Here is a 16,809-nt window from a genome sequence, read left to right on the forward strand (position 1 = left end):
TGGAGTCAATAAAATGGAATTTACAGGTATAAAATCCCCTTACAAAAAATGCATCGTTTTTTTGAGCCTTCTGTTGGTTAGCTTATGCTTTACTACGAATGTGAGTGCCACTCGAACTGAAAGTATTTCAGTTCCGCACAATAAATCACGTTTAATCGAAATTCCAGGAAGAGCGAAGAAAATATCGGTTGGTAACCCTGCTATTGCCGATATTTTAATTCTTCGTTCTAACAAGATTTATGTGTTAGGCAAACAATTCGGCACCACTAACGTAATAATTTGGGATTCAAAAGATCGATTAATCACAGTATTAGATGTTGAAGTTACTCACGACTTAAACGCGTTAAAATCCAAGTTATATGAATTCATGCCAAATGAAAAAATTTCAGTTTATACCAGCCAAAATAAACTAGTACTAAGTGGTGAGGTATCTAGTGCTGATAAAATCGCCACCGCGGTTGAAATTGCAAATACCTTCACAGCTGACGGTGAAATTATTAATTTAATGGCTGTTGGTGGCTCACATCAAGTTATGCTAGAGGTTACCGTTGCCGAGGTACAACGCTCGTTAGTACGTGAATTTGATTCTAAATTTGTATTTGCTCGTCAAAGCGGAAATTGGACATGGGGTGGCGCAAATGGTGGAGCGAGTGTACCGAGTAATGTCGGAATCTTAGACCCGATACTAGATGCAGCTGTTTCAAATCCGCTTAATATTGATGATAACGGTTTATTTGCAAGTTTCTTAAGCAGTAACACTCTCTTTGCTGCCGCTTTTGACATAGCAAAAACAAATGGATTAGCCAAAGTATTAGCAGAGCCCACCTTAACCGCCATAAGTGGTGAAGAGGCAGAGTTTATTTCTGGTGGTGAATTCCCTATACCAGTTCCGAACGATGAAAATATTACCATTGAATTTAAAGAATTTGGTGTCGCTTTAAAGTTTCTTCCTACCGTTATGTCTGCTGACAGTATTAATCTCGCATTAAATATCGAAGTGAGTGAAATATCGAACCAAAATGCCGTTTCTATAACACCTGGAGGTACTAATTCTCAATTTTTTGTTCCTTCTCTTTCAAAGCGTGGAGCCAAAACGACGATTGAACTTGGTAATGGACAAACAATCGGTATTGCAGGGTTACTCAATGAAAACATTACCGATGTTGTTGATAAACTGCCGGGGTTAGGTGATTTACCCATTATTGGCCAATTATTTCGCAGTCAATCATTCCGTAAAGGTGAAACTGAACTTGTTATTCTTGTTACCCCTCGTCTAGCTAAACCAGTTCGTAAACAAGATATTACTTTACCAACAGATAATTTTGTTGAACCCAATGACTGGGAATACTACTTACTGGGTCGTATGAGTGAGCTAAAACGTAATGAACCCGCAGAAAATAACTATACACAAACGTCTACCTCTTCAAATTACAGTATTGCACCTAAGGCTGGATCTGAAGGTCGATTCGGACATCAATTATAAGGAATAAGATGATGAAAATAATTATGTTTGCGACCTTTATTATGGCTGTTTCTGTCTCAAGCTGTGCGAACGAATTTAATTTAGGCGATAGCCGAAACAAAATGATCCGCATGCAAACTGTCGATCCATTAGCTGAAAATAAAGTACCTGTGGGCTCTCCTCCATATAGCGGTAAAAAAGCATCAAAAGCAATCGCTTCCGGCAATGAAGGGAAGGAAGGAAAAGATTTAAAAAATAAAACATTAATCGACGAATCATAAGACAGCCAGTAGATGTATTGCAGAGAATAAGGAGTTTCCATGGTTATTAAACGGATTAATGCATCGCCCTATCGCGCTCAGAAAGGCGTAGTGGCAATTTTTGCAACATTAGCCATGGTCGTTTTAATTGGTGCGGGCGCACTTGCTCTTGATGTCGGGAATTTGGTTTTATCCAAAGGTAAGCTGCAAAACATTGTTGATTCTGCAGCCCTAAGCGCCGCAAAAGCTATTGATTTAGGAGGCGATCAAGCTGAGGCTATTGTGGCTGGAAATGAAGCCATTAATAATAACCTTACGTTAGATGGTTTTGGTTCTATGACCATTGATAACACTGATATTCATTATGAATTTTCAGATTCACTCCCCTTCGATTCATCCACAAATACAGCGACCTCACCGTATGTCAGAGTTCGTATCGAAGATGTTGATGTTGCTGATTACCTTGTCGCCATTTTTAATATCGATATGTCAGCAAGATCATCAGCTGTCGCAGGCCCAAGTAGCAGTATTACAACAACCTGTAATGTTGTTCCACTCAGTATTTGTGAAGGAAGTGAGAGTAGTACCACTCTCTCGGGCTACTCTGAAGGGTCATTACATGTATTAAAAGCCTCAAGCACTAAAGACTCAGCCATCGGATCTGGTAACTTTATGCCTATGGCACTAAAAGATGCAGATGGTAATACGATACCAGGTGCAAGCTCTTATGGAGATGCACTCGCAGGTAGTTTTGATACATGTTTAACAGTCATTGAAGATGAAATGATAACTTCAGAGCCTGGAAATATGGTTGGTCCTACTCGAGGTATCGATACACGATTTGGTATTTACGAAGGTACATTCAAAAACGATGAAAACAAATATCCGGCCGATAAAGATACCTACTACGACAGCAATAATTTAGTAGAAGTACAAACTGTTCAAATAGATGACGGGGATGGCAATACCATTGAAGAGTATCAAACCACACTATCTCACGATGCTATATATAGTTTTGCTGATTATAGCGCTAATCAAGATTTTGAAAGCTGCCTATCTGACTCTGCATGCCAGTCACAAGGGTATTTTCGCAGAGTATTAAGTGTACCTATTCTTAAATGTGATGAGATAGACAAATCAGGTGGGCGCATAGATATTCCTTTAAAAGGACTTGGCTGTTTTTTCTTAGTACAACCATTAAGTGAAACGGCTCATGTAGATGAGAAAGGTGGAGGCGGAAATAGTTCGTGGATTGTCGGCGAATTCATTAAAGATTGCCGAGTTAACACAGGCAACCCGGGCATAACACCAAGCCAGAAAGGTCCTTATAAAATTGTACTCTTTAATGATCCTGACAGTGAGGATTCATAATGAAAAGGATGCGAATTCAACAAGGGTTAGCCATGGTAGAATTTACGATTATTCTACCCGTTTTATTAATATTACTTCTATCGATATTAGAACTAGGCCGTGCCTTTTACCTCTATTCAGAACTAGAAAAATTAAGCCGCGATAGCACTCGCTACCTTGCCAATGTAATTGGATCTGGCACAACAGGCGTTTATTCATTAACAGATTCACAGGTAGCTAATGCCAGCAACCTTATTGTATACGGTACAATCAGTACTGGTAACGATAGTTTACTCCCCTCGTTAACGACTGATCATGTATCTGTCACTTTTAGCAACAATTATGTACAAGTAGAGGTCGCATATCCTTTTCAACCCGTATTAACAACACTACCCAATTTTTTTTCTGGTGATGATATTTCTCTCAACTTTACGATGACGTCCAGTTATACGATGAGGGTGCTGTAATGAAATCACTAACGTTAAATAAAAAACAAGGTGGAATAACCATTGTCGAATTCAGTATTGTAGCAGTTTTATTTTTTATCATTATCTTTGCCATTATTGAATTCGGACGTTTAATGTTTACGTGGCATGTGCTTAATGAAACCAGCAGGCGTACAGCACGATTAGCCAGTGTTTGCCAAGTTACCACCGCAGAGCAAGCCGACATACTAACAGCTGCTATTGTTGATAATGTTCCACTTCAAAATTTCACATCGAACAACATACAAATAAAATATTTAGGCAGTGATGGCAGTGCAATAACGGGCTCATTATCAGATGCATCAACATTTCTTACCATTGAATATGTAGAAGCAAGCATTGTTGAATATCAAATACATTTAATTATTCCCCTGGCTACCTTTGGTATTGATTTTTTTGCCCCTAGCTTCACAACTCAATTACCTAGAGAAAGTTTAGGCGTTACTCGCACCGGCTTATCTGACTGCTAAAGAATGGTGACATATGAATAATTTACAAGCAGTAGAAAATAAAAACAAGAGTGCTAAACAGCCCTTAGCTACCCATTTAAAAGGCTGGATTATTAGTAATAATAATCAGTTCACATCACACCTATCCGCTTACATTTCACAGTGGTCAAATGCAAAATTTATCAGTATCGCTAGCTCAGAAGTCGAGCAAAATTTAAATCAATTAAAAGAATCAAACACACCTGATTTAATTCTAATGGATGGAAAAGATGACTGGCAAGTACTTACCGTATCATTAAAACAGGCACTAAAACAAAACTCACTGATACCCGATATTGTGTTACTGGTTGACCATGCAGATACAATCATAATGCGTCAAGCACTTAAATTTGGCGTTAAAGATGTATTAACAATTCCATTTGGTGAAGAAGAACTGGATCAGGTGTTTTTTGATTGTGCAGCGATAAAGAAGAACAACGTTACATTAGGAAAAGTAAGTGTTTTTATTAATGCAAAAGGCGGAATGGGTGCATCCATAATATCGACAACTATCGCACATATGGTGACGTTACAGCATACCTCACCACCAGTGCTCATAGATACAGATGCCCAATTTGGCTGTATCTCGGATTTACTCTCAACCAATTCAAAATTTACACTCAGTGACGCCTTAGAACAAACAGACGAACTTGATGAATACGCTTTACAAGGGCTGCTATCAAAACATAAATCAGGGTTACGTTTTATTGCCAGTCGTAAAGACAAATTATTTGACACTATACCCACACATTCCCCTCTTGCATTTAATCAATTCCTAACTAAATTGAGGGCTAACTTTGAACATATAATTATAGATATGTCGCGCGGTATAGAAAAATTTACTTTACCAGCCCTATCAGAAGCCGAGTATATTTTTATCGTTGTGCAACAGAATGTACCAGCAATCAGAGAAGCTGCAAATTTAATCAAACAAATAAAACACCTTTTAGGGGTTAATGACAATAAGTTTAAGATTATTGTTAATCGTTATTCTAAGAAGATTGAAATAACACCGGATGAAATAAAAAAATCACTCCATATTGATGAGCTTTTCTTAATCCCTAATGACTTTCAATCTGTAAGCGCTTCAACAAATTTAGGTGAGCTACTTGCCACCCATTCTAGCAAACAACCGATTATTAAAGGAATGAAAGAAATCTCGAACAAAATACTCAATAAGAACGAAATGCAATTGAAAGGTATGAAACGGTTATTTTCATTCATAAGGAACTAGATATGTTTTTTAAAAAGGAACCACCATCAGAGCTCATCATTGAAAATAATCCTGTTAAAGTGAAAGCTGAGATTAAAGCTGATACCGAAGTTAAAGAACAAGAATCAAGACCACAACAGCACTCTATCAGTAAAAGTGATCGCCGAATTAAAAAAAATCTTCTAGAAGAATTATTTAACTCACTCGATTTATCACTGATAGAAACCCTCGATAGAGAGCAAGCAAAAGAACAAATTTTCGATGCTGCCTCTACCTTGCTACTTGACCAAAATGTCCCTTTAAACGCAGATGGACGAATAAGAATCATCAACGAAATTATTGATGAAATACTAGGGCTTGGTCCCTTAGAACCTTTATTAAAAGACCCTACAATTTCAGATATTTTAGTTAACGGTCATGACAGTATTTATATTGAACGGAAGGGTAAATTAGAAGCGACAGAAGCCCAATTTAGAGATGATGCCCACTTATTAAATGTCATTGACCGCATTGTTTCACTTGTCGGACGTCGTATTGATGAAAGTTCACCAATGGTTGATGCACGACTCAAAGATGGTTCAAGGGTAAATGCAATAATACCTCCTTTAGCTATCGATGGCCCTTCATTATCTATTCGACGTTTTGCGGTTGAAAAGTTGAATATAGAACAACTCTTAGACTATGGAAGTCTAAATAAACCCATGGCAGATTTACTGCAAGCCATTGTTAAAGGGCGTCTGAATATTTTAATTTCAGGTGGTACCGGTTCTGGAAAAACAACGACGCTAAATATTTGTTCAAGTTTTATCCCCTCTAATGAACGTATTATTACTATTGAAGATTCCGCAGAATTACAACTTCAACAACCGCATGTTGTAAGATTAGAAACACGACCTCCAAATATCGAAGGTAGCGGTGCAATAACCCAACGAGAACTGGTGATCAACTCATTACGTATGCGTCCAGATCGCATTGTAGTTGGGGAGGTTCGAGGTGGCGAAGCCGTTGATATGCTTGCCGCTATGAATACAGGCCACGATGGTTCAATGACCACCATTCACGCTAACACACCACGAGATGCATTAGGACGTATTGAGAATATGTTTGCTATGGCTGGTTGGAATATGCCCATAAAGAACGTTCGCGCACAAATAGCTTCTGCAGTTCATATTGTTGTGCAATTACGAAGAATGGAAGATGGTAAACGCCGTATTACCAGCATTGTAGAACTGAATGGCATGGAAGGTGACGTCGTTACCATGACCGAGCTGTTTTGTTTCAAACGTATGGGTATCGACAAGCAAGGTAATGTATTAGGTAACTATCAAGCCACGGGTAATGTTCCTTCATTTGTTGAAGCCTTTAAACATATGGGTATCAACCTGCCTTATTCGCATTTCACACCAGATAGTAGTTTACGGGGGCAATAATGGGGTTTGATATAAAAGTATATTTACTGGTCTTTTTTATAGCTGCCGTTGTGGTTTCACAAACCGTGCTCGTGTCTTCTACTGGTGCACGGGCAAAACGTTCTCGCTTGTTAAAAAATAAATTGGAATTAATAGCAGAAACGAGCGCTGGTCACAATCAACAATCATTACTGCGTAAGCATTACCTCGACAAGCTGACCCCAAGAGAACGTCAACTTGAAAACAATGCTGTTGGTGAATATTTATCAGAACATTTAACGCTAGCAGGCCTTGAATGGAAAGCATATAAAACTATATTTTGGTTAGTCATAATAAGCTTTCTATCTACAGTTATCAGCTTAGCTCTTACAAAAAGTATTACTTTCTCCGTATTAATGCCATTTTTAATCGTACTTTCATTTACATTCTGGCTTAAATATAAAGCAGAAAAACGGTTGTGCTTATTTGAAGAACAGTTTGTTGAAGCCTTAGATGTAATGAAACGAGCACTATTAGTTGGCTACCCCTTTACCGAAGTAATGAAAACAGTAAGCCAAGAGATGCCAGCACCGGTATCAGTAGAATTTGGGAAAACATTTTCTGAATTAAATTACGGTGTTGATATAAAAGTCGCATTAGCAAACTTAGCGCAACGGAACCCTTCTGTGAGCGTGTTGGCATTTAACAGCGCCGTTATTATTCAAAAAGAAACGGGGGGAAATCTAGCCGAGACATTAGAAAATCTATCTGAAGTTATTCGAGGTCGCTTTCGATTACTCCGTAAGGTACGTTCATTATCTGCAGAAGGCAGAATGTCGGCATGGATTCTTATGTGTGTCCCTTTTGTTTTAGTCATCATGATTTATCTCTCAACACCCGATTACTTAGATCCTTTATTTGAATCTGATCGAGGTGCAAACCTATTGATGATTACAGCAGTGTGCATGCTAGTAGGAATGATTTGGATTCGTAAAATATTGCGTATCGAGGTCTAATATGGATTATCTTATTACCCTTATTACAGGTTTTGTCTCTGATGAAAACCTTGCACGTTGGATATTTCTAGGGCTAGCTTTTATTAGTGTGGTTACATTCACCCTGTGTTTAGCGCTGCTTATTACAAATTTATTTAATCCTCTAAAGAAACAGTTACACAGTCTCTCTCATATAAGTAGGGATACAACCAACAAAAGCGCAGAGTCAAGTTCCCTTGAAAATACGCTAGAATCAATGGATAAATATATCTCCCCTTCCTCGATCAAGGAGCGAAATCAGACTAAAACTTTACTAATGCATGCAGGCTATGAACAAAAACAAGCCTTAACCAATTTTTACGCCATAAAAATAATCTTGGTGATTATTGCCCTCTTCGGCGTATTAATTTCATCTAAATTTCTACCCGAACTCTCTACTCAAAAAATACTGTTCTATACTTTGCTTGCAATGGCTATCGCTACATTTTTACCCAATTTCATTCTTCAAAAAAAAGCAAAAAAGCGAATCAGAAAATTATCTAATGCTTTCCCTGATGCGCTCGATTTGCTTGTTGTAACCACAGAGGCTGGGCTTGGTTTTTTAGCTGCATTAAATCGTGTTGCAAATGAAATTGACGCTATCTCACCAGAATTAAGTAATGAATTGCAAATTGTATGTAGAAAAGTACGACTCGGTGTACCTATGCCTATCGCATTAGCACAATTTATAGAACGTACCGGATTACTTGAGCTTCAAGGGTTGGTCAGCATCATCAGTCAATCCGTTAAACTTGGCTCAAGTATGGGTGACACACTACGAGAATATGCCATAGAGTTTAGAGATAGACGAATGCAAAAAGCTGAAGAAGAAGCAGCAAAAATTGGAACTAAAATGATATTCCCACTCGTTACCTGTATCTGGCCTGGCTTTTTTGTTGTTGCTGTAGGTCCTGCGATTATCGCGGTGCTAGAAGTCTTTGGCAGTAAATAAAGAATCAATTCAAAGGGAGAGATTGAATGACAATATTTAGAAAAAAGACCCAACGACTTATACTCTTAACGGTACTCGCACCACTTATTTTGCTTGGGTGTGCAAGTAACGAAAAAACGGTTGAAACGACCAACCCTAACTTTGACCACGAACTTTATGATGGCAAAGCAACACTAGGGTTAAATGGTGATTTTCCACCAGAGTCTGCAGCAGAAGCAATCGCTAGGGGTGACCAGGCTTATTTAAACAAAGATACTGATCTCGCTCTTTATGAATATATTCGAGCTCTCAGTTTTCCAGCCCAAGATAATATAGATCAAGCTTATTATAAAATTGGGTATATTCACCAACAACGCGGTAATTATGAACTAGCACAAATTGCTTATAATCGTGCCGTTATTATTAAAGATGACAACATTCAATATTCTGCAGCATTAGGTATTATTGAACTCAAACAAGGCGAAAAAAAGAACGCAGAAAAACAGTTATTGCGTGCCATAAGAATGGATCAACAGCGTTTCAAGAATGAAACATGGGACCCGACGAAACCTGATTTTGTACAACAATTAGAAATTAACCAAACATCACCATTAAATGCCTACATTGCTTATGCCGTAATTAAAGACTTGAATGCACGTCATGCTGAAGCTCAAGCGCTTTATCAAGCCTGTTTACGCATTAATCACAAATCTCGCCAAGCGCTAACAAACCTCGGATATTCATATTATTTAAGCGGAGATTTAAAACAAGCAGAAGTGATCAATAGACGCGCAACAACCATTTACCAAACAGACAAACGCGCATGGTCAAATTTAGGGTTAGTCTACATTCGCAGTAAACGTTATAGCGATGCACTTGACGCACTTCAAAATGTAATGCCCGTGGCAGAAGCACTGAATGATATTGGTTATTTCACGATGCTAGAAGGTGATTATGAAGCTGCTGTTAGCTACTTAGAACGTGCCATTAATGCAAGCCCAACCTATTACGCAAAAGCTCACCACAACTTAAAACAAGCTAAAAAACGTCAGATAGCATCTCCACCAGTCAAACTGACAAACAAATGGGGAAATGAGCAATCTCAGGCAACGGTATATTCCGTCGGAAACTGATCACAGAATAAGCGAACCTGTGACTTATCGTTAGCTAAAAGCCTAAAAAACCCGAAGTGAATATATGCCACTTCGGGTTTAGTATTTAAGTCTAACAATAACTAAGTTGCAGTGAATCCTGCAATTAAAATTGTATTACCACATTAAATCATCAGGGATCACGAAATCTGCATATGGGTCATCTTCATCTACATCTTTTTCGTCAACAATATTGTTTAGAACAACAATGTCTTCATCACGTAAGCTAATTTTATCTGCGACAACGCCAGGAATAACTTCAAAGCCATCACCAAAACGAACAATCGCCAAGCGACCTTTTACCAGCTCGTTTTGTGTTGTTTTATCAACATAAATATTTCGAACTAATGCACCATCAGTGAAATTATAGCTAATATCACCCTTAGTACGATCGATGCGATTCATTTCGATAAGCTGTTTAATCTGAGCGACAAACGCTTTCTTCATTGCTTCATCATCTCTTTGGCGATTCAGCTCTTTGTCTTGCTCTAGTTGCGCTGTGCGCTTTTCTTCAACGGCAGCTTTTGCTTCTCTTGATTGTACACGAGACTTTTTAGACGTTTTTGCTGCTTTTTTTAGTTTCTTTTTGTCAACAAGACCTGCTTTCAACATTTGCTCTTGTAAGCTTAGCTTTGCCATCGAGACTCCATAATTTCTATCAATTTGATCTATTATGCGTATTATCGCTGGCGAGGTAGAAATGGGTCAAGAATACATTCCGATTAAACGCTCTAAATAGCCAAAAAGTTCACATTACTGCTGTAACGCTTGCTTAAGAAAGTCGATTAAGGCTGTAATTCGCTGTGGTGAGAACTTACGATTAGGGAAAACCGCATACACCGCACCATCATCTTGTCGAAACTCGTCTAACACACTCACTAACGTTCCATCGGCTAAGGCTGGCTTTACATCCCAAATAGATTTCATCGCGATGCCTTTTGATGTCAGCGCCCAATGCTTCACCACTTCCCCATTATTACTGGAAAATGCCGCGTTTACAGCAACACTGTAGATTTGATTGGCTTTATTAAACTGCCATTCGGCCTGTGTTTCTCCTTCACGGCTGATCAACAAGCACGCATGATCAGCCAGTTCTTCAACACTTTGCGGATGACCATGTTGAGCCAAATATTCCGGTGATGCCACCAGCACGCGATGATTATCCGCCAAACGACGGGCGACCAAATTAGAATCTTTTAGCGCCCCAAATCGAATGGCTACATCAATACTATCTTTGACCAAATCACTGATCTTATCGGTGAGATGCAAATGAATCGACAATTGCGGATACAACGCCATAAACTCATCCAGTAAAGGCACTAAAACATTTCGACCAAAATCACATGTACAAGAAATGGTAATACTCCCCTGTAACTGCTGCTGCTTTGACAAATGGTTTAATAACTCATCTTCTTGATCAGCCGCTAATAAACAAAATTGGTAGAAATGTTCGCCTTCATACGTTAACTGTTGGTTACGTGTTGTTCTAGAAAGCAAGCGCGCATCATATTGCTTTTCTAAACGTGCCAACACTGCACTCACATTCGCAGGTGAAGCATTTAAACGACGTCCCGCAGCGGAAATGCTCCCGCTGTGCACTATTTCAATGAATGTTCTGTAATCTGCAATACCCGCCACAACACTAACCTTTCTCTGTAATTGTTCAATCAAGCGATATCTTACAATAAACAAAGCAAATAAAATTACTTTCAAATATTTTTTGTAGATGTTTACTGTATGTACTAGCTTTTCGAACCACTATTTCCTGTCACAATCATTCCATCGAACATTACACGACGGATTATTATTATGACTCACCCGCTATTCACACCAACATCGATGTCAAATAACTCTCAGCAACCAATCGCGCTTTCAAACCGAATGGTAATGGCACCAATGACACGCGCTAGAACCAGCCAACCAGGTAATATACCCAACGAAATGATGGCTGAATATTATGCTCAGCGTGCATCTGCAGGCTTAATCATTACAGAAGCTACGCAAATTTCAGATGATAGCCAAGGCTATTCATTCACACCTGGCGTATATACTTCAGAGCACATTCAAGGCTGGCGAACAGTAACCGATGCTGTGCATCAGGCAGGCGGTAAAATATTTAACCAACTGTGGCATGTAGGTCGAGTGTCGCATACTCACTTTCAGAACGGCGAAGCACCAATAGCCCCATCAGCTATACAGCCTATCGATACACAAGTTTGGATTGTTAAAGACGGTGAAGATGGCACAATGTTTCCGTGTCCAATGCCCCGTGAAATGAACACCGATGATATTAAGCGTGTTATTGCCGATTTTGCACAAGCCGCAGAAAACGCGTTAGAAGCAGGTTTTGATGGTATAGAGATTCACGGCGGAAACGGGTATTTAATCGACCAATTTCTTCGTACTAATTCTAACAAACGTACCGATGAATACGGTGGCAGCCGTGAAAATAGACTGCGCTTTTTGATGGAGGTAGTGGAAGCGGTATCTGCGCGTATTGGCGCTGAGCGTGTGGGCGTTCGCCTTGCACCCTTTGTCACATTTAAAGATATGGATTGCCCTGATATCGTCCCAACAATTTTGGATGCTGCAGAGCACCTTAATCAATGTGGTATTGCGTACATGCATTTATCTGAAGCTGATTGGGATGATGCACCTATTATTCCAGATAATTTTCGAGTAGCGCTGCGTGAACGCTTCAGCGGAACCATTATTGTCGCGGGTCGATATGATCTTAAACGTGCAGAATACATTCTAGATGCTGGGTATGCCGACTTAGTTGCCTTTGGGCGTGCATTTCTCGCCAACCCAGATTTAGCACACCGATTAGCTAATGATATTGCCTTGGCTGAAGCAGATAACACAAAACTTTTCGGTGGTAATAAAAGCGGTTATAGCGACTACCCTACAAGCATGTAATCATCAGAAGTTAGACTAATAAAACCAAGTAAAACTAAACAGAACCAAACAAAAATCAGTAGTATCACGCTACTGATTTTTCTATTTTTGATAGCTGTTGAAAATAATGGTCTCAAAACAAGGTAAGCTTGCTCCTCATTGATTCAGGCTTAGAAAGGTAAACAATGCTTCAAGGTATTCATCATGCTGCAATTATTTGCTCAGATTATGAAAAATCTAAGCAATTTTATACCGCTATTCTCGGGCTAACAGTGATTGCTGAAAATTACCGAGCAGAACGTAATTCTTACAAACTGGATTTAGCATTACCAAATGGCAATCAGGTAGAATTGTTTTCTTTTCCAAACAACCCTCCGCGACCTAGCTACCCTGAAGCTAGAGGGTTACGTCATTTAGCTTTTACCGTCGAATCGATAGACACTTTCGCATTGCATTTACAAAACGCAGGCGTGGAAGTCGAACCTATTCGTACCGATGAATATACAGGAAGACGCTACACATTCTTCAGCGATCCCGATAACTTACCTTTAGAATTATACGAAGCTTAAAATTAAAACTGCCACGTAATGTGGCAGTATTTATCGACGTTAAAACTCAAATATAAAATAGCAAGCTGTTCTATTTAGGAGTGACATTAAATAACAAATAGGCATCATGCACGCCTTGAATCAACATTTGCATACCTATGACGGTTAAGATCAACCCCATCAAGCGTGTCGTAATATTAATACCGTTTTCACCAATCATATCGACCAATTTAGGCCCATATAAAAAGCATACGAATGTAATAAGGCACAAAATAGCAAACGCAGCGATAGTAACAATAATGTTCAGCATACTGCCAGATGCAGAATAATTCATTGCTGTAGCAATCGTACCGGGGCCAGCCAAAATCGGTAAGGCGAGCGGTGAAATGGCAATGTCTGCTGGCTGTACTTTCTCGCCCTTGTCAGGAGTTGCCTGTTCATTGGTGTGTAATTTAGAACTGCTACCTTGCAGCATGTGATATCCCACTAAGAAAACTAGAATACCGCCAGCTAATCGTAGGGCTGGTAATGTAATTCCGAATATCTCAAAAATGCCCTTACCCAAAAGACAAAATGCAGCAATAATAAAAAACGCAGCGACTAGTGCTTTTATTGCCGTTTGTCGGCGTTGCTGTGGAGTGAAATCTCCTGTCATACCCACAAAAACTGCCGTATTGGCAATCGGGTTCATCATCGCAAAAAAACCCATAAACACGGTAACCGCAACAGTAACAATATCGTGCATAGCACTTCCTTCCTCAGCTGTTTACTCATGTAATTCACACAAGCGAATATTAATATTTACTAAAAAACTTTCTTTGCGCGTTAAATACTTATACCACCAGCTCATTGTAATGGCACGCACTTCACCCTATACGAGTAGCTACAAACAAAAAACGCGGGCTATTTTTCTTATTCAACAACAATTGTCGCTAAAGTCACTCTTTTGAGTATCACTTTTGCGACAATGTATTGATAAATGATATACATAAAAGAAAAAATGGCACATTTACTAATAAAGGGATTGTTACTTTGAATAGTGCACACACAAATTTACCAACGGCTCAATCAGGTTTTACTCTGATCGAACTTGTGATCGCTATTATTTTAGTAGGCATATTAGCTGTAACAGCCTTACCGCGTTTTTTAGGTGTTAAACATGATGCATCAGCCGCAGTAATGAAAGGGATTGCAGCAGGCTTTAATACTGTTGTCGAACAAGTTAATTACTTCGCTATAGTGCAAGGTGTCGAGCACCAAAGAAATGTAAAAGTAGATGCTGGTGGAACACTCATTAATACCTACTTTGGAACACCACAGGAAATATGGGACAAAAACCTCGCCTCACTAATGAACAGCGATATTCATTATCAAGGTAATGGCTATTACCAACCAGATTCACTCACCACGCCTTGTAATGAAGGGACATTCTGTGTGGTCGACCAAACTCCTGCCTCTAATGTGCTAACAGGAAAAACTGGCTGGGGCATGTTCTTCTTTCCGCGCGGTAGAACGGTTAAAGACAACTGCTTGGCGTATTATATTTTCAGTGAAAACGGTGAGGAAATAACCTTTCGTGAAGTTTCAACCTTAACAGATGGGTGTTAGCGAGGTTAACTTTTAACGCAAGCAAAGCTTAGCACTGAATAATGGTAAGCTTTGCTCAGTCGTTATTATCCCAGAAAGAGATATTTAATCGGTTACCACTTCCAATGCCCCCGTCCTATCCCTTTCACCTTGCTACCTTGTGGTGCCAAGTACCACGATGAAAACGTATTGTCAGAGCTGGCAACATGATTAAGAAAATCGGTATAAGCTTCTCCTAAATCGGTATTCTCTAATGGTGGTTCCCAATCATCAGGAATGATAATAACGAACGGATATCCACTACTATCTTTAAATCCCGCTCCAGTTTCACTGTTATTGACGGAGATACCTAAGCGAGCAGGTTTGTTCGGCAGATGTATTTCATACCCTGAATTTTTAACATATAAATAAGGATCATACGGTGCGGTATCAAGCTGAGATACATCAATCAAGGCATCATAGTCCATTGAAATACTGAACTTGTGTCCTTGTACTAAGGCTTTATCTGTCAAGGTGTTCACCATTTCAGATCCCACTTGTATCATTAGAGTTTTCGAACTAATTAAGATTTTCTGGTCAAAATCATTCAGTTGCGTAATGGCTATCGGGTAGCCTTCTTCTTGTTCGGTAGAGCCCGGTTTAAACAAATTAAGTGTACCGCTACCACTTGTGCCATCAGGGTACGCAAGGTGAAGATACCAATCATGGTTATAGCTAGAGCCTCGCGCAATAATATAGCCATATATCAACATAGAAGTAACTTGGCCATTATTCATACCAAAACCAACACGATAGCCTATGACTAAATCATTGAAATCATAATCCCCTTTTACTGGATACAGATCTTCATACGCAGCCAAAAAGTACTCTGTTGAAGATGGGTAATACACCCACGCATCAATGGGGTTCAATACTTGCCCTTGTGTTATCACCAATGGCGCTTCTGCCTGCCCCGCTCCGAGCCCAGTTAAAACGGCATTATCTTCATCACTGATTAATGCCACATCTTCAAAGCCCCCAGAAAAATCATAGAACGCTTCTGGATCCCCCAATGAAATATTGGTATCTAATAATGTGACATTTAACGTAACAGCCGTAGCCAAACTTAAATCTTGACCGACGGTTATAATTAACACTTCATCAAATGAAGAGCCATTAACATCACTGTTAGCATTCGGTGTCACTCTTGAAGAACCAGTTTCACCTATAATAGTGTAATACCCCGTTCGTTCGGTAGTTCCCGTTTTAGCTAACATAGACCGCGTCGGCGTTGAAAAATCAGAGAACGTAGTTGTAACTCCTCCACTGACTACCGTAATAGAAGCGCTTTCTACCGCGACCCCTTGGCTCGAGGCTTTTTCTGTTCCGTTTGCAGCTTCATTAACATCAACAGCAAACACTAGTTTCCCACCATTATTGACACGAAAAGCTTCTAATTCTACCGCCGTAGGGTTCTTATTTTGTGTTTGTGCTCGAAACACATCAATCGTTCCGCTACCTTGTTTAATCGTGTCTTTCAATTTCACCGAAACACTTTCAGCAAGTGTATGAGTGGGAACAGTTAGTAACAATATCAGAGTAGTTAACAGTATTAATCTCATAATACAAAATCTCCACTTATAGACAGATCATTAGCAGAATCAGTAAAAATGTCATAAGCAACGATAGAGTCACTATTTGGTAAGACTAATTCAATAGAGAAAAGGGCATCTTTATTTATTCTTCCCAAATAAAAGACGTTTCCATCCGTGTCGTAAACTTTCAGATATACATTATTTCCCTCGAAATTAAATGATTGAGGATCTACACTAAACGGCTTATTTTCGAAATTAGAAAATTGAGCATTATCTGGGGCAAATTGCTCACTCAGTAATGAACTAGTTAGTTCTTCAGCCATATTCGTATTATTGTTATCGTCACCTCCTCCACATCCGACTATAAAAGATGCAATAACTAAAATATAAAAGTAGCGCATTATCCTTTACTCTTTTTTTTGATATTTGGAAGGGGACTA

The 16,809-nt window shown here is 39.2% G+C and carries 18 protein-coding genes; 13 read left to right on the plus strand and 5 right to left on the minus strand.

Annotated elements, in window-relative coordinates:
* The first annotated feature begins 13 nt into the window (after positions 1-13).
* The 10 genes from C9J48_RS05070 to C9J48_RS05115 are packed head-to-tail and all read left to right on the plus strand — an operon-like array spanning position 14 to position 9,744.
* Complete coding sequence (locus C9J48_RS05070; RefSeq protein ID WP_006229325.1) at positions 14-1,483, plus strand: type II and III secretion system protein family protein; 1,470 nt, start codon at positions 14-16, stop codon at positions 1,481-1,483.
* A gap of 8 nt (positions 1,484-1,491) precedes the next feature.
* Positions 1,492-1,743: a hypothetical protein gene (locus C9J48_RS05075; protein WP_131541630.1), complete on the plus strand. Its 252-nt coding sequence runs from the start codon at positions 1,492-1,494 to the stop codon at positions 1,741-1,743.
* Positions 1,744-1,782: 39 nt separating this feature from the next.
* Positions 1,783-3,093 (plus strand): pilus assembly protein TadG-related protein, encoded by a 1,311-nt coding sequence (locus C9J48_RS05080; RefSeq protein ID WP_006229323.1) that lies wholly within the window; start codon positions 1,783-1,785, stop codon positions 3,091-3,093.
* A complete protein-coding gene (locus tag C9J48_RS05085; RefSeq protein ID WP_006229322.1) occupies positions 3,093-3,539 on the plus strand; it encodes a TadE/TadG family type IV pilus assembly protein in 447 nt (148 codons plus the stop codon). The genes C9J48_RS05080 and C9J48_RS05085 overlap by 1 nt, the downstream gene beginning before the upstream one ends.
* On the plus strand, positions 3,539-4,027 hold the full coding sequence (locus C9J48_RS05090) for a TadE/TadG family type IV pilus assembly protein (protein WP_006229321.1): 489 nt from the start codon (positions 3,539-3,541) through the stop codon (positions 4,025-4,027). Before C9J48_RS05085 ends, C9J48_RS05090 begins: the two co-directional genes overlap by 1 nt.
* Before the next feature lie 13 nt (positions 4,028-4,040).
* Positions 4,041-5,279: a CpaE/TadZ family protein gene (locus C9J48_RS05095; protein WP_006229320.1), complete on the plus strand. Its 1,239-nt coding sequence runs from the start codon at positions 4,041-4,043 to the stop codon at positions 5,277-5,279.
* A 2-nt stretch (positions 5,280-5,281) separates the two neighbouring features.
* A complete protein-coding gene (locus tag C9J48_RS05100) occupies positions 5,282-6,688 on the plus strand; it encodes a TadA family conjugal transfer-associated ATPase (protein ID WP_006229319.1) in 1,407 nt (468 codons plus the stop codon).
* The gene (locus C9J48_RS05105) at positions 6,688-7,662 is read left to right on the plus strand and encodes a type II secretion system F family protein (RefSeq protein ID WP_006229318.1); all 975 of its coding nucleotides are present in this window, start codon (positions 6,688-6,690) and stop codon (positions 7,660-7,662) included. The genes C9J48_RS05100 and C9J48_RS05105 overlap by 1 nt, the downstream gene beginning before the upstream one ends.
* 1 nt (position 7,663) lies before the next feature.
* Positions 7,664-8,632, plus strand: a complete 969-nt coding sequence (locus C9J48_RS05110; protein WP_036802618.1) for a type II secretion system F family protein — start codon at positions 7,664-7,666, stop codon at positions 8,630-8,632.
* Positions 8,633-8,658: 26 nt separating this feature from the next.
* Positions 8,659-9,744, plus strand: a complete 1,086-nt coding sequence (locus C9J48_RS05115; protein WP_006229316.1) for a tetratricopeptide repeat protein — start codon at positions 8,659-8,661, stop codon at positions 9,742-9,744.
* Positions 9,745-9,879: 135 nt separating this feature from the next.
* Here C9J48_RS05115 and C9J48_RS05120 read toward each other — a convergent pair whose 3' ends face one another.
* Both C9J48_RS05120 and C9J48_RS05125 read right to left on the minus strand, forming a co-directional pair.
* On the minus strand, positions 9,880-10,401 hold the full coding sequence (locus C9J48_RS05120) for a DUF2058 domain-containing protein (protein WP_006229315.1): 522 nt from the start codon (positions 10,399-10,401) through the stop codon (positions 9,880-9,882).
* A gap of 114 nt (positions 10,402-10,515) precedes the next feature.
* The gene (locus C9J48_RS05125; protein WP_006229314.1) at positions 10,516-11,400 is read right to left on the minus strand and encodes a LysR family transcriptional regulator; all 885 of its coding nucleotides are present in this window, start codon (positions 11,398-11,400) and stop codon (positions 10,516-10,518) included.
* A 171-nt stretch (positions 11,401-11,571) separates the two neighbouring features.
* Here C9J48_RS05125 and C9J48_RS05130 point away from each other — a divergent pair, with 171 nt between their 5' ends.
* Entirely contained in the window at positions 11,572-12,681 is a 1,110-nt protein-coding gene (locus C9J48_RS05130; RefSeq protein ID WP_006229313.1) for an alkene reductase, read from the plus strand.
* 164 nt (positions 12,682-12,845) lie between these two features.
* A complete protein-coding gene (gene gloA2 / locus C9J48_RS05135; protein ID WP_006229312.1) occupies positions 12,846-13,229 on the plus strand; it encodes an SMU1112c/YaeR family gloxylase I-like metalloprotein in 384 nt (127 codons plus the stop codon).
* 70 nt (positions 13,230-13,299) lie between these two features.
* Here gloA2 and C9J48_RS05140 read toward each other — a convergent pair whose 3' ends face one another.
* Positions 13,300-13,953 (minus strand): MarC family protein, encoded by a 654-nt coding sequence (locus C9J48_RS05140; protein WP_006229311.1) that lies wholly within the window; start codon positions 13,951-13,953, stop codon positions 13,300-13,302.
* 287 nt (positions 13,954-14,240) lie between these two features.
* Here C9J48_RS05140 and C9J48_RS28330 point away from each other — a divergent pair, with 287 nt between their 5' ends.
* A complete protein-coding gene (locus C9J48_RS28330; protein WP_006229310.1) occupies positions 14,241-14,816 on the plus strand; it encodes a type II secretion system protein in 576 nt (191 codons plus the stop codon).
* Positions 14,817-14,908: 92 nt separating this feature from the next.
* Here the strand turns inward: C9J48_RS28330 and C9J48_RS05150 are convergent, their stop codons facing one another.
* Both C9J48_RS05150 and C9J48_RS05155 read right to left on the minus strand, forming a co-directional pair.
* A complete protein-coding gene (locus C9J48_RS05150; RefSeq protein WP_242610797.1) occupies positions 14,909-16,321 on the minus strand; it encodes an LruC domain-containing protein in 1,413 nt (470 codons plus the stop codon).
* Between the two features lie 71 nt (positions 16,322-16,392).
* Positions 16,393-16,770, minus strand: a complete 378-nt coding sequence (locus C9J48_RS05155) for a hypothetical protein (protein WP_006229308.1) — start codon at positions 16,768-16,770, stop codon at positions 16,393-16,395.
* Positions 16,771-16,809 lie beyond the last annotated feature (39 nt).

The sequence above is a fragment of the Photobacterium profundum genome, assembly GCF_003026285.1.
In the GTDB taxonomy this organism is placed as follows: domain Bacteria; phylum Pseudomonadota; class Gammaproteobacteria; order Enterobacterales; family Vibrionaceae; genus Photobacterium; species Photobacterium profundum.